Annotated in this window: 11 protein-coding genes; 6 read left to right on the top strand and 5 right to left on the bottom strand. The window is 56.3% G+C overall.

The annotated features are described in order from the left end of the window. Positions 1–6: 6 nt before the first annotated feature. Positions 7–903: a LysR substrate-binding domain-containing protein gene (locus AC2A1E_RS05895; protein WP_484382994.1), complete on the top strand. Its 897-nt coding sequence runs from the start codon at positions 7–9 to the stop codon at positions 901–903. 78 nt (positions 904–981) lie between these two features. On the opposite strand, the gene AC2A1E_RS05890 is transcribed toward AC2A1E_RS05895, so the two are convergent. After that, positions 982–1,563 carry an NAD(P)H-dependent oxidoreductase gene (locus AC2A1E_RS05890; RefSeq protein WP_484382993.1) on the bottom strand — a complete coding sequence of 194 codons (582 nt, stop codon included), beginning with the start codon at positions 1,561–1,563 and terminating at the stop codon, positions 982–984. A 356-nt stretch (positions 1,564–1,919) separates the two neighbouring features. Between AC2A1E_RS05890 and parC the strand changes: the two genes are divergently transcribed. The 3 genes from parC (at position 1,920) to ftsP (ending at position 6,875) form a co-directional block, all read left to right on the top strand. Next, a complete protein-coding gene (gene parC, locus AC2A1E_RS05885) occupies positions 1,920–4,193 on the top strand; it encodes a DNA topoisomerase IV subunit A (protein WP_484382992.1) in 2,274 nt (757 codons plus the stop codon). 204 nt (positions 4,194–4,397) lie between these two features. Further along, positions 4,398–5,132, top strand: coding sequence for a 1-acylglycerol-3-phosphate O-acyltransferase (locus AC2A1E_RS05880; RefSeq protein ID WP_484382991.1), 735 nt, complete (start codon positions 4,398–4,400; stop codon positions 5,130–5,132). 327 nt (positions 5,133–5,459) lie between these two features. Next, a complete protein-coding gene (gene ftsP / locus AC2A1E_RS05875; protein WP_484382990.1) occupies positions 5,460–6,875 on the top strand; it encodes a cell division protein FtsP in 1,416 nt (471 codons plus the stop codon). On the opposite strand, the gene AC2A1E_RS05870 is transcribed toward ftsP, so the two are convergent. Beyond that, complete coding sequence (locus tag AC2A1E_RS05870) at positions 6,872–7,774, bottom strand: LysR family transcriptional regulator (RefSeq protein ID WP_484383020.1); 903 nt, start codon at positions 7,772–7,774, stop codon at positions 6,872–6,874. The genes ftsP and AC2A1E_RS05870 overlap by 4 nt on opposite strands. 141 nt (positions 7,775–7,915) lie before the next feature. Between AC2A1E_RS05870 and xapA the strand changes: the two genes are divergently transcribed. Both xapA and AC2A1E_RS05860 read left to right on the top strand, forming a co-directional pair. Continuing rightward, positions 7,916–8,737, top strand: a complete 822-nt coding sequence (xapA, locus tag AC2A1E_RS05865; protein WP_484382989.1) for a xanthosine phosphorylase — start codon at positions 7,916–7,918, stop codon at positions 8,735–8,737. An 83-nt stretch (positions 8,738–8,820) separates the two neighbouring features. Continuing rightward, positions 8,821–10,080, top strand: a complete 1,260-nt coding sequence (locus AC2A1E_RS05860; RefSeq protein WP_484382988.1) for a nucleoside permease — start codon at positions 8,821–8,823, stop codon at positions 10,078–10,080. A 37-nt stretch (positions 10,081–10,117) separates the two neighbouring features. Here the strand turns inward: AC2A1E_RS05860 and AC2A1E_RS05855 are convergent, their stop codons facing one another. From AC2A1E_RS05855 to AC2A1E_RS05845, 3 genes are read right to left on the bottom strand one after another with little or no spacing between them, the layout of a single operon-like run. After that, entirely contained in the window at positions 10,118–11,047 is a 930-nt protein-coding gene (locus AC2A1E_RS05855) for a PfkB family carbohydrate kinase (RefSeq protein ID WP_484382987.1), read from the bottom strand. After that, complete coding sequence (locus tag AC2A1E_RS05850; RefSeq protein ID WP_484382986.1) at positions 11,044–12,441, bottom strand: purine-cytosine permease family protein; 1,398 nt, start codon at positions 12,439–12,441, stop codon at positions 11,044–11,046. Before AC2A1E_RS05850 ends, AC2A1E_RS05855 begins: the two co-directional genes overlap by 4 nt. A 6-nt stretch (positions 12,442–12,447) precedes the next feature. Further along, the gene (locus AC2A1E_RS05845; protein WP_484382985.1) at positions 12,448–13,464 is read right to left on the bottom strand and encodes an ADP-ribosylglycohydrolase family protein; all 1,017 of its coding nucleotides are present in this window, start codon (positions 13,462–13,464) and stop codon (positions 12,448–12,450) included. Between the last annotated feature and the right edge of the window lie 175 nt (positions 13,465–13,639).

The raw sequence follows: 13,639 nt of genomic DNA, 5'->3' as shown, positions 1-13,639 counted from the left end.
GAAAGCATGAAAATTACCCTCGACGAATTGCTCGCGTTCACTTCGGTGGTCGATAGCGGCTCCATCACCTCCGCTGCGGAACAGCTTGGCCAGACCACTTCTGGCATCAGTCGTGCGCTAAGCCGCCTGGAAAAAAAACTCAACACCACCTTATTACGCCGTACCACTCGCCGCCTGGAACTGACCGAAGAGGGGCAGAGTTTTCTTGTGCACGCACGTGAGATTATCAACTCGGTGGAGAATGCCGAGGAGCAGATGGCGTTGCGCCGCCAAATCCCGGCCGGTCGGCTGCGGGTCAACGCCGCGGCACCCTTTATGGATCGCGTGATCGTGCCGTTGGTGGCGGGTTTTCGCCAACGTTTTCCGCAGATTGATCTGGAACTGCATACCGATAACCAGATTATCGATCTATTGGAGAAGCGCACCGATATCGCCATTCGCATCGGCACATTGCGCGACTCGACCATCCACGCGCGCCTTCTTGGGGCTAGCCGGTTACGTATTCTCGCCAGCCCGGAATATATTGCCCGCTTCGGTGCTCCGCAGAGCGTTGACGAACTCAATCAGCATTGCCTGTTGGGGTTCACCCAGCCAGAATCGCTGAATCTATGGCCGTTGCGCAACCAGCAGGCGGAGCATTTTGCCATTACCCCAACGCTGTCGGCGTCCAGCGGTGAAACGCTGCGGCAACTGGCACTAAGTGGGGTAGGGATCGTGCAGTTAGCGGATTTTATGACGCGGGAAGATCAGCGGGAAGGGCGGTTGATAGTGCTACTGGAAGAGGAAACGCTGGACGTGCGCCAACCGATTAACGCGGTGTATTACCGCAATACACAATTGGCCGCACGCATTACCTGTTTTCTGGATTATGTCAGCGCAAACCTTGATGTGCAGACGCTGTAGATCTGTGTGAGAGATAGGGACATGCTGCTAACCTTTAAGCCTAACCCTCTCCCTGTGGGAGAGGGTTAGGGGCGACGCTTAAGCAAAAACCTCAGCCAGATGCGTGCGGAAGCGTGCGATATCACCCGCAATATCCGGCTGCTTAATCACATCATTACAGATAAAGGTCGGCAGAGCGTCCATTCCCAAGAACTGGTTGGCTTTGTGGAAGTGCAGGTAAACCCCGTCAACACCCACGCCTTCGAAGAACTGCTCCGGATCGGTAAAGGCTTGCAGCGGAGCGTTCCAGGTCAGGCTCAGCATATATTTTTTACCCTTAATCAGGCCGCCTGAACCGTATTTTTTCGCCGCATCGGCGCGGGTGCGGCCATCGCTGGCGTACAGGCTACCGTGGCCAGCGGTGAACACTTCATCGATGTATTTTTTCAGGATCCAGGGCTCACCCATCCACCAGCCAGGCATCTGATAGATCACCGCATCGGCCCACAGGTATTTCTGTACTTCGGCTTCAATGTCGTAGCCATCATCGACCACGGTGACCTGCACATCGTGCTTGCCATCGCGCAGAAAGCTTTCCGCTACGTCGCTCAGAGTTTGGTTTAGTTCGCCGTTGGAATGGCCGAATTGTTTCTTGGCGTTAATAATCAGGATATTGCTCATCGGTTCACTGCCCCTGTCAGAATCAGAATAGGTTATGACCACCGCCTAGTAGGGTCGCCATATTGCTGAAACGGAGTGTAATCTTTTACACCTCAGGGAAAAATGCGAACTGGCGCACAACAGTGTTGACTGTGAGTCAATAAAGAGAGCCGTCGATGGCAGGGTTTTGCATAAAATAGATAAATTATCGATGCCGCTGGGCGATCACTGCGCCATCTGTGACAGCTACCCTGCAGATGAGTTACTATCGCGACCAGAATCGACAACCCATTAAATTGTGGGCGCTGTTGTTATGCACCATACACTGCGCCCCATTATCAGGGATAGCCAAACTACGGTCTGAGGATATTTGAGTAATGAGTGAACTGACTCATGACGGTGTTGAGCGTTTACCGCTGCACACATTCACTGAAAAAGCCTATCTGGACTATTCCATGTACGTCATCATGGATCGGGCGTTGCCGTATATTGGCGATGGTTTAAAGCCGGTACAGCGCCGTATCATCTATGCCATGTCGGAACTGGGGCTGAGCAACAACGCTAAATTCAAAAAATCGGCCCGTACCGTGGGCGATGTCTTGGGTAAATACCATCCACACGGTGACAGTGCCTGCTATGAAGCGATGGTGCTGATGGCACAGCCGTTCTCTTACCGTTATCCGCTGGTGGATGGTCAGGGGAACTGGGGGGCACCGGATGATCCGAAATCCTTCGCCGCGATGCGTTACACCGAATCGCGCCTGTCGAAATACGCCGAAGTATTGCTGGGTGAACTGGGTCAGGGCACGGTCAATTGGGTGCCAAACTTCGATGGCACCATGCAGGAACCCAAGATGTTACCGGCGCGCTTGCCGAACATCCTGCTCAACGGCACGACGGGCATTGCCGTCGGTATGGCCACCGACATCCCACCGCACAACGTACGCGAAGTGGCGGCGGCGGTTATCGCGCTGATCGACAAACCGGATACCTCGCTTGAGGATCTGCTGGAGTTTGTACAAGGGCCAGACTTCCCGACCGAAGCAGAAATCATCACCCCGCGCGACGAAATCCGCAAAATTTACCAGAATGGCCGTGGCTCGGTACGCATGCGTGCCATCTGGAAGAAGGAGGACGGTAGCGCGGTGATTACCGCACTGCCGCACCAGGTTTCCGGTGCCAAGGTGTTGGAGCAGATCGCCAGCCAGATGCGCGCCAAGAAGCTGCCAATGGTGGAAGATCTGCGTGATGAGTCGGATCACGAGAACCCAACCCGCCTGGTGATCGTGCCGCGTTCCAACCGTATCGATCTGGATCAGGTGATGAACCACCTGTTTGCCACTACCGATCTGGAACGCAGCTACCGCATCAACATGAACATGATCGGCCTGGATAACCGCCCGCAGGTCAAAGGGCTGTTGGAGATCCTCACCGAATGGCTGGTTTTCCGCCGCGATACGGTGCGCCGCCGCCTGAACTACCGCCTGGAAAAAGTGCTGAAACGCCTGCACATTCTGGAAGGTTTGCTGGTTGCGTTCCTCAATATCGATGAAGTGATCCACATCATCCGCAGTGAAGATGAACCGAAGCCGGTACTGATGCAGCGTTTTGGCATCTCCGACACCCAGGCTGAAGCGATCCTCGAACTGAAACTGCGCCACTTGGCCAAGCTGGAAGAAGTGAAGATCCGCGGTGAACAGGATGAACTGGCGAAAGAGCGCGATCACCTGCAAGCGCTGCTGGCGTCCGAGCGCAAACTGAATACGCTGATTAAGAAAGAGATTCAGGCTGATGCGCAAGCTTATGGCGACGATCGTCGTTCACCGCTGACCGAGCGTGAAGAAGCCAAGGCGATGAGCGAGCACGACTTTGTGCCTTCTGAACCTGTGACCATTGTGCTGTCTGAAATGGGCTGGGTGCGCAGCGCCAAAGGCCATGATATCGATCCAACGGGGTTGAGCTACAAAGCCGGTGACAGCTTCCGTGCCGCCGCGCGTGGCAAGAGTAACCAGCCAGTGGTGTTTATCGACTCCACCGGGCGCAGCTATGCACTCGATCCGCTGACGCTGCCTTCTGCGCGCGGGCAGGGTGAACCGTTAACCGGTAAACTGACGCCGCCGCCGGGTGCGACGATCTCACAGGTACTGATGGCGGCTGACGATCAGAAACTGCTGATGGCTTCCGATGCCGGTTACGGCTTCGTCTGTACCTTTAGCGATCTGGTGGCACGCAACCGTGCTGGTAAAGTGATGATCACTCTGCCGGATAACGCCAAGGCGCTGCCGCCGATGGAGATCCACGGTGCTGATGACATGTTGCTGTCGATTACCGCCGCGGGCCGCATGCTGATGTTCCCGGTGGCCGATCTGCCGCAGTTGTCGAAGGGTAAGGGCAACAAGATTGTTTCGATAGCGTCGGCGCAGGCGGCGTCGGGTGAAGATAAGCTGATCTGGCTGTTCGTGCTGCCACCGCAGACTTCCGTCACCCTGCACGTAGGCAAGCGCAAACTGACGCTGCGGCCGGAGGACCTGCAGAAATTCCGCGCTGAGCGTGGCCGTAAAGGCACCTTGCTGCCGCGCGGCCTGCAACGCATTGACCGGGTTGAGCTGGATATGCCGGAGCGAGTATTGCCGGGCGATAGCGAAGAGTAAGCCGGTACCAGGAGATCATTCGGGCGTAGCAGGCTGCGCCCGCTTTTTTACCTGTGTCCCCTAAATGTTTGGAGTGGTGGGGTAGATTCCAAATTGTGGGGGTTCGCTGCATAAATGTATTGTGCCGATCGTCTGCTGGCGAGAAAATAGCGAAAACAGCAGGGACGTAAAATGCTGCGCCAGCAGTGTGCTAATGAGGTGGTTATGTTATTGATATTACGTGCGATTATTGTCGCGATATATTGTATTCTGGTCTGTATTTTTGGTTCGATTTACTGTTTGTTCAGCCCGCGTAACCCTCGTCATGTGGCGACTTTTGGCCACCTGTTTGGCCGTTTGTCGACGGTATTGGGTATCAAGGTCGAAGTGCGTAAACCTGCCAGTGCGGCCAATAACGGCAAGTGCATTTATATTGCCAACCATCAGAATAACTACGACATGGTGACGGTTTCCAATATTGTGCAGCCGCGCACCGTGACGGTTGGCAAGAAAAGCCTGGCGTGGATCCCATTTTTCGGCCCGCTCTATTGGCTGGCCGGTAATCTGCTGATCGATCGGAATAACCGTGCCAAAGCGCACGGCACTATTGCCCAGGTGGTTGAAGCACTGGCGGAAAAAGACATTTCTGTCTGGATGTTCCCAGAGGGCACCCGCAGCCGTGGCCGTGGATTGTTGCCGTTCAAAACCGGTGCATTCCATGCGGCAATTGCGGCAGGTGTGCCGGTTGTGCCGATTTGCGTTTCTACCACCAGCGGCAAGATCAACCTCAATCGCTGGAATAACGGTCATGCGATCGTGGAGATGCTGGAACCGGTCGATACGAGTGCTTACAGCAAAGAGCAGGTGCGTGAGTTGGCGGCCCATTGCCGCGATCTGATGAAGGCGAAAATTGAGCAGTTGGATGTAGAAGTTGCCCAACTGGATGCCACAAAAAAATAAAAGCATTCAGCAGGCTAGTGAAGATAATTTAAGGCTGGCCAGTTCCCTTGCTTCGGGGGAGAGAATTAGGGTGAAGGGAATATCACCGAGCTAAAGTCCCTCACCCCGGCCCTCTCCCAAAGGGGAACGGTGGGCACTGCACCTATGCTCGGGTCAGCTGTAATCAGTTCCCTCTCCTTCGGGGAGAGGGTTAGGGTGAGGGGAATTCACTGAACTAAAGTCCCTCACCCCGGCCCACCCATAGGGCGCGCGATATTAGGCATTACACTTATGCCCCGGTCAGCCGGGGCTTTTCATACGGTTTAGTTTGGTTTCCATGGAGAAAATATGTCACTCAGTCGACGTCAGTTTATTCAGGCATCGGGCTTGGCGCTGTGCGCTGGAGCGGTGCCGCTGAGGGCTGAGGCGAGCGGAACGCAGACCCCGTTACCCATTCCACCCCTGTTGGAATCCCGCCGTGGGCAGCCTCTGTTTTTAACGCTGCAACGCGCCCACTGGGCCTTTATGGATAACCGCAAAACATCGGTGTGGGGCATTAACGGCACCTACCTGGGGCCAACGGTGCGGGTATACAGCGGTGACGACGTCAAACTGATCTACAGTAACCGCCTGACCGAGCCGGTATCGATGACCATCAGCGGCCTGCAAGTGCCAGGCACTCTAATGGGCGGCGCGGCGCGCATGATGTCGCCGAATATAGATTGGTCGCCGGTGATTCCGATCCGCCAGGCGGCAGCCACCTGCTGGTATCACGCTAACACCCCCAATCGGATGGCACCGCACGTTTACAACGGCCTGGCTGGTTTATGGTTGGTCGAAGATGAGATCGGCAAAAATCTACCGTTGCCAAACCATTATGGTGTGGATGATTTCCCGCTGATCATTCAGGACAAGCGGTTGGATAACTTCGGGACCCCTGAATACAATCCGCCCGCACACGGGGGCTTTGTGGGGGATACGCTGCTGGTGAACGGTGTGCAAAACCCCTATGTTGAAGTTTCTCGCGGCTGGGTGCGGCTGCGTTTGCTGAATGCTTCCAACTCACGGCGTTACCAGTTGCAGTTGAGCGACGGTCGGCCGATCAGCGTGATCGCCAGCGATCAGGGCTTCCTGCCTGCTCCGGTGTCGGTACAACAGCTTTCTTTGGCTCCGGGGGAGCGCCGCGAAGTGCTGATCGACATGTCGAAAGGTGATGATGTGACCATTACTGCCGGTGAAGCGGCGAGCATGATGGATCGCCTGCGTGGTCTGTTTGAGCCTTCCAACCTGCTGGTTTCCACCCAGGTGCTGACCTTGAAACCCACTGGTCTGTTGCCGCTGGTCACCGATAACCTGCCAGCGCGCCTGCTGCCGGATCAACTGCTGGAGGGGAACGCAATCCGTTCGCGTGAGTTCACGTTAGGCGACAAGATGGCCGGAATTAACGGCGTGATCTGGGATATGAACCGCATTGATGTGCAAGCGCAGCAGGGCACCTGGGAGCGCTGGACGATCCATGCCGACACCCCGCAGGCGTTCCACATCCAGGGCGTGCAGTTCCTGGTGAAACGTGTCAACGGCGCTCAGCCGATGGCGGAAGATCGCGGCTGGAAGGATACCGTTTGGGTGGATGGCGATGTCGAACTGTTGGTGTATTTCAACCAGGTTTCCTCAGAGCATTTCCCGTTCCTGTACTACAGCCAAACGCTGGAAATGGCCGATCGCGGTTCTACCGGCCAGTTTGTGGTGCAAGCGGCACCTTAAACACCCTGCGGCGTCCGCAGCATTTTCAGGAACGCTCGTACGACCGGTGTGGCACTTTCGGCATGATAGATCGCATACAGATCGGCCGAGGGTGCCGCCAGCAGCGGGCAAAAACGCACGCCGGGCCATGGGATTCGCCCATAGCTGTCCGGCAGCAGTGTAATACCATATCCTTCCGCTACCAGCGCCATCAGCGTTTGCGGTTCATTGACCTGATGGGCAATCTCCGGCACAAAACCCTGTTGCAGGCACAAATTGTGCAGATACAGCCCCAAACTGGCCTCGTGCGGCGGCAGCACGATAAATTTGTCATGCTGCAAGGCTTGCAGCGGGATCGCCGTGCCATCAGCCAACGGATGTGAAACCGGCAGTACCACCGCTATTTTCTCCCGTGCCAACAGCTGGCACGCCAGGCCCGGCAGCGCCTGCTGCTTGGCTTCGCGCCACACGCCAATATCAATATGCCGCTTTTGCAGTGAAATAATCTGCTGGCTGGGGGTCTGTTCGTTCAGCACCCAGGTCACCTTGTCGGCTTGTGCAGTAAAACGTTTCAGCGCCGGGATCAGCCCACCCCACACCGACGTGCCCACCATACCAATCACCATATGGCCCGCCTCACCACGCCCCAGTTGCTGCACCTGATTGAGCGCGTTGCCAGCCTGATCCAACAGCATTTCAACGTTATGAAACAGCGTGCGGCCTGCCAGCGTCAGCGCTATGGAGCGGGTGGTGCGTTTAAATAATTCTACGCCCAACTGGCTTTCCAGCTCTTTGATATGTTTGCTGAGCGGGGGTTGCGAGATATTCAGCCGCCGCGCTGCCTGTGTGAAATTCATCTCTTCCGCCACCACGCGGAAATAATGCAGCAGACGGAAATTAATCCGGCTTGGGTCGGGCATGGGCTGTTTCATCAGTGGTGCGCCTCCCGGCAGGTATTTATAGGTAAATGGAATAAATCTGCGGGCAATAATGTATTGGTCGCCGCCCTCAATCGCTCTCTACTATGGGGAATACTCCACCCTTCCACAGAAGAGAATACTATGTTTAATCAAGAAGATGCTTTTTCCTGTGCGGATATTTTGCGTACCCGGCTGCCCGGCTTTCAGCCGCGTGCTGCTTTGATTCTGGGATCCGGGCTGGGAGCGCTGGCCGAGGTGATGAAGGATACCGTCACCATCGACTATACCGAATTACCGGGCTTCCCGGTAAGCAGCGTCGTTGGCCACGCTGGGCAACTGGTGGCCGGTTGGCTGGAAGGGGTGCCGGTGCTGTGCATGAAGGGGCGCGGGCATTTCTATGAAGGGCGGGGTATGCAGGTGATGACCACGGCAATACGCACCTTCAAACTGCTGGGCTGTGAGTTCCTATTGGCGACCAACGCCGCCGGTTCGCTGCGCAAGTCGGTTGCGCCGGGTAGCCTGGTGGCACTGACCGACCACATCAACTTTATGCCGGAATCCCCATTAGTGGGCAGCAACGACGAGCGCTTTGGCCCACGTTTCTTCAGCCTGGCCAATGCCTACGATCGTGACTTGCGTGCGCAGTTGGCGCAGGTGGCGGAAAAGGTCGGGATCCCGCTGGCCGAAGGGGTGTTTGCTGCCTATACCGGGCCGAATTTCGAAACCCCGGCAGAGATCCGCATGATGCAGACGCTGGGCTGCGACGTGGTCGGGATGTCGATCGTACCGGAAGTGCTTTCTGCCCGCCATTGCAGCCTGAAGGTGCTGGTGGTGTCGGCGATGACTAACTACGCCGAAGGGCTATCGGATACCCCACTTTCTCACGAACAGACGCTGAGCTGTGCCGCCATGGCGGCCGACGATTTTATGCGCCTGATCCGTGAGTTCTTCAAAACGCTGTAAATATTATTTCCGTCCGATACCCCGCGGCAAACCCTACTTTGCCGCGTAAATCATCGTTAAATCAGAATAACAAGGTGATGGTAATGGCAATAAAAACCAGATTGAAAGTGATGGTCTTCCTCCAGTTCTTTATCTGGGGGGCTTGGTTAGTGACCCTCGGTTCTTACATGATCAACACCCTGCATTTCAGCGGGGTGCAGGTAGGAATGGTTTACAGCTCGAAAGGCATTGCGGCGCTGATTATGCCGAGCTTGGCAGGGATTATTGCCGATCGCTGGATCAAGGCCAACTACCTCTACGGACTGTGCCATTTACTTGGCGCGGTGGCGCTGTACTGCGCGGCGCAGGTCGAGCAACCGATGGTGATGTTCTGGGTGATGCTGTTCAACGCCATGGTGTATATGCCCACTATCGCGCTGTCCAACGCCATTTCTTACTTCTGCCTGGAAAGGCACGGCTGCGATACGGTAAAAGACTTCCCACCGGTGCGGGTTTATGGAACCGTGGGCTTTATTCTGGCGATGTGGCTGATCAGTTTTGGCAAAATTGAACTGAGCAATATGCAGCTGTACCTGGCTGCGGCGGTATCGCTGGTGTTAGCCGCTTATTCGCTGACGTTGCCCCATTGCCCGACCAACAATGTGAAGCGCTCGCAAAGCTGGGTCAGCCTGCTGGGGCTGGATGCCTTTGTATTGTTCAAACAAAAGCGCATGGCGGTCTTCTTCCTGTTTGCCATGCTGCTGGGGGCGGCGCTACAGATCACTAACACCTTCGGCAACCCATTCCTGCACGATTTCTCGCTCAACCCGCTGTATCAGGACAGTTTTAGCGTGCGTTATCCTTCCGTGCTGCTTTCCCTGTCGCAAATTTCTGAGGTGTTTTTCATCCTCACGATCCCGTTCTTCCTGCGTAAATACGGTATCAAACAGGTGATGCTGATCAGCATGGCGGCTTGGACGCTGCGCTTCCTGTTCCTGGCCTATGGCACCCCGGCTGGATTTGGTTTTGTGTTGCTGCTGCTGTCGATGATCGTTTATGGCTGCGCGTTTGATTTCTTTAATATTTCCGGTGCGATCTTTGTTGAAAAAGAAGCCGACCACCGCATTCGTGCCAGCGCGCAAGGGCTGTTTATGAGCATGGTTAACGGTGCGGGTGCTTACGTTGGGGCGATCGCCAGCGGTGAAGTGGTGGACTTCTTTACCCAAGATGGCGTGAAAAACTGGCAAAGCATCTGGCTGGTGTTTGCGGCCTATACGCTGGTGCTGGGGGTGATCTTCGCGCTGACGTTCAACTATCAACATCGGCCAGAAGAGGTGGCTGGAGAGATGCAGAAGGCACATTAAGCGGTGTCATGGCCCGAGATATCGGGCCATGAGCGTATCAGGCAGGAAAGCGCTGTTGTAGCTGTTGCCAGTCTGGTGCGCCTGCCGCTCCCCGGCTAGCGACCACGCAGGCGGCAACGCGATTGGCGAGATCGACCGCCTGCGGCAGCGGCCAACCGGCAGAAAGCCCGGCCAGCAAACCGGCGCAGTGGGCATCGCCCGCACCGATAGTATCAACCACCTCAACCGGATAGATCGGCACATGCTGAGGTGACTGGTGGCCGTCGCAAATCCAGGCCCCGTCACGATCCAAACGGCAGATCAACGTAATATTATGTGCGCTGGCAAAGCGCTGTGCGGCGCTGACCGCATCGCCCTCGCCACACAAGATAGCCACTTCGTCGCGGTTCAGGGTCAGCAAGGTATGGCTGTCGCTGAGCATGGCAAAGAACTCTGCACCCAACTGACCAACCCGTGGGCCGGGGTCGATCAACCGCTGCTGATCGAACGGCAGGCGCGTCAGCCAGTCACGTAACGCTTCGCCCGGTTCACCCACCAATTCGTAACCGTTGGCATACACCAAGGTTTCTGGATCTAAAGGCAGCGTGGACAACTGGGCTTTATTCCACTGTGCCTCACAGCCGGTGATGGTGATAAACGTGCGTTCACCGTTGGGTTCCACTAATGCCAGGCACCAGCCGTTATCCATCTGACCGTGGCGCAGCAGCACCGGCAGATCCAGCTCCTGCATCGCGCTTTCAATGGTGGAACCCCAATCTCCGTTGCCGACCGGCATACCGTTGATCACTGGCACATTCAGGCGGCGCAGCGCGCGCGCCACGTTAAAGGCACAGCCACCAATCTGCCGATCTTGTGGCACTGCTTCAATATCTTCACCGCTGCTGGGCAAGTGTGGCAGCGTGAGCACCAGGTCACCCACTGCTCCCCCGACCACCAGAATCGGTTTTACGGCTAACAACTCACTCATTGGCGCGCTCCGCACTTAGCCAGATACAGGCCATAACCGAGCAGGCTGACCAGGAAGGAAACGAACAGCCCAAGGCTGGAGTCGGCAAACAGGCCTTTTGCCAATGGGCCATCGATAAAACCGGTTTTGGTCACCATCAGCCCGCAGAAAGCACCGAGGAACCAGCAGAGCAGCGGTACTTTACGCACGCCGCAATTCTGGCCGTTCAGGCCATACAGCGCGTTGGCATCGTAGCCGTGGTGGCGGCGCAGCTTGGTGTAATCGAGGATGAAAATCGCCGCCCAGGCCGCGAGGAAGACGCCGCAGAACACCAGGAACGAGATGAATGGCCCCAGGAAATCTTCAGAGACAAACAGCACGTAGATGGCAATGCCGAGCACCAGCACTGCATCGATAGACACTGCCAAAGACTGCTTCACCTTCACGCCCAGCGTTAACAGGTTCAGGCTGGCGGAGTAGAGGCTGAGCACGGCGATAGTGACGATCCCGGCGGTGGCGGCCAGCAGATAGGGGATGGCCATCCATTTCGGCAGCACCGAGCCGATCAGCGCAATCGGGTTGGCGGAGCTAGCCAGATCCGGCAGTTGTACCGACAGCAGGATCCCGGTGAACATCAGCAGCATCAGCGGCAGGCAGGCCCCCCCTACCACGGCGGCAAAAATGCTTTTATCGGCAGACTGTGGGCTCTGGTAGCGGCTGTAATCCGCCCCGGCGATGGCCCAACTGATGCCGGTACCGGCGGCGATCACCGAAACCGCTGGCAGGAAGCCGCTCAGCCAACTGCCGGAAGGCAACGACAGCACCTTGCCCCATTCGGTGGTAAAGACGATATACAACACCACGATCAACGTCATGGTGCCGAAAATCCGGCTGAACCAACTCTGCATCCAGACCACGGTATTCTGGCCGAGCAGGCTGACGACGATGGTCAGGCCGCCAAACAGCAGCAGGCTGATGGCGGTGAGAGAATGGCTGGCACCCATGCCCGCCGCCTGGAACAGGGCGGCTAGCGTCAGCGTGCCGGTAATCACGTTGACCGCCTCCCAGCCCATCAGGTTGACCCAACTGAAGGTGGTAGGGGCAATATTGCCTTTCAGACCAAAAATCACCCGCGATAAGGTCAGGGTAGAGGTACGGCCGCGTTTGCCGGCGAAGCTGGTGTAACCCACCAGAATAAAGCTGGCGACGCCAACCAGAGCAGCCAGGATCGACTGAACGAACGACAGGCCAAAGGCGACGATAATCGCCCCATACACCACGCCAAGAATGCCGATGTTGGCAGCTGACCAGACCCAGAACAGCTCGATAGGTTTACCGGTCTGTTCCGCATCAGGTACGCGATCGATCCCGGTACTTTCTACTTTCCATGTCTCATTGCGGTTGATTTCACTCATCTATCACTATCCTTGGTTGCGCAGCCTGGTAAGAGCCGCTGCGTAAGGCTGAAAATCAATCTGATTGGCACGGTTGATGGTGTCAATCCATTCCGCTGGGAAGGCGCCAATTCCGTGCAGTGCGCCGCAAATCGCCGTTGCCATAGCACCTATGGTATCGGTATCGCCACCCAGATTGGCGGCCAGCACCGCGCAACGTTGCGGATCGGTTCCGGCCAGTTCAACCAGCGCCAGCGTCATTGGTATGGACTCGATATTGTCCATCCCGGCACCGACGGTATGGTACAGCTCTGCCAACGCTTCGGCATCGGGCAGCGCGCTGGCTTTAGTGGCACATTCCAACGCCCAGACCAAGCGGCGGCTGAGCGATGGGCTGAAGGTGGTGATCTGCTGCTGTTGCACCTGTTCTACCCGTTCTGGCAGTTCTTGCTTGATGGTGGCCCAGTCTGCTCCTTCAATGGCTCGGCTAATCGCCCAGGCGACGGTAAAAGCCCCGGCCACGGCGATGTCCGACTTGTGGGTCGGGCTGCATGATAGCCGTACCGCATCGATAAACCTGGGCAGATCGGCGCTGGGCATCAGGCAACCGATGGGGGCCACCCGCATCGCCGCGCCGTTGGTGACACCATTGGCGGGGATCTCCATCACCGGCGTACCGGCACGCACTGCCAGCAGCGCGGCTTTGGAGCTCGGGCCAAGGATGTTTTTATCAAAGGCATTCACCCGCTCCGCCCATAACATAATGTGGTGGGCGATGAGCTCCGGTTCGACGCGGCCATCGGCGGCTAACAGTGCATCTATCAACGCTACCGCCTGTTGGGTGTCGTCGGTATATTCTCCAGCGGTAAATTCGTTTGCGGCGATATTCTCTTCTGGACCTGGCAGAAATTGAGTGATCCAACCAAAATAGTGACGAACCTGCTGCAAGGGCCACAGTTCAGACGGCATCCCCATTGCATCACCTACGGCCTGCCCATAAAGCGCGCCGAGAATGGCTTGGTAGGTGTTATTTTTATTTATCATTTAATTATTTTGTTCCCTGGTGTTGGTGCGTATTGATATAGAACATCAATGCAGTGACATTATAGTCGAAATAAAGCCAATTGCAGTCCAATTGGTGAAAACTGTGATACCAATCCAACTCCACTGTAAACCTAGGTCAGGCGGTTATCTTGAAGGTGGCAAATATGGTAAAAAT

The organism is Serratia sp. HNCC26DJ206 (assembly GCF_057180605.1).
The sequence above is the reverse complement of the archived record's forward strand: the minus strand, read 5'-3'. Positions and strand labels throughout refer to the sequence as shown.

Coding starts and splice junctions, on each gene's coding strand:
- AC2A1E_RS05850 (WP_484382986.1), bottom strand. CDS start 12,441: ATGAGTGAAATCAACCGCAATGAGACATGGAAAGTAGAAAGTACCGGG.
- AC2A1E_RS05895 (WP_484382994.1), top strand. CDS start 7: ATGAAAATTACCCTCGACGAATTGCTCGCGTTCACTTCGGTGGTCGAT.
- AC2A1E_RS05860 (WP_484382988.1), top strand. CDS start 8,821: ATGGCAATAAAAACCAGATTGAAAGTGATGGTCTTCCTCCAGTTCTTT.
- xapA (WP_484382989.1), top strand. CDS start 7,916: ATGTTTAATCAAGAAGATGCTTTTTCCTGTGCGGATATTTTGCGTACC.
- ftsP (WP_484382990.1), top strand. CDS start 5,460: ATGTCACTCAGTCGACGTCAGTTTATTCAGGCATCGGGCTTGGCGCTG.
- AC2A1E_RS05845 (WP_484382985.1), bottom strand. CDS start 13,464: ATGATAAATAAAAATAACACCTACCAAGCCATTCTCGGCGCGCTTTAT.
- AC2A1E_RS05880 (WP_484382991.1), top strand. CDS start 4,398: ATGTTATTGATATTACGTGCGATTATTGTCGCGATATATTGTATTCTG.
- AC2A1E_RS05855 (WP_484382987.1), bottom strand. CDS start 11,047: ATGAGTGAGTTGTTAGCCGTAAAACCGATTCTGGTGGTCGGGGGAGCA.
- AC2A1E_RS05890 (WP_484382993.1), bottom strand. CDS start 1,563: ATGAGCAATATCCTGATTATTAACGCCAAGAAACAATTCGGCCATTCC.
- AC2A1E_RS05870 (WP_484383020.1), bottom strand. CDS start 7,774: ATGCCCGACCCAAGCCGGATTAATTTCCGTCTGCTGCATTATTTCCGC.
- parC (WP_484382992.1), top strand. CDS start 1,920: ATGAGTGAACTGACTCATGACGGTGTTGAGCGTTTACCGCTGCACACA.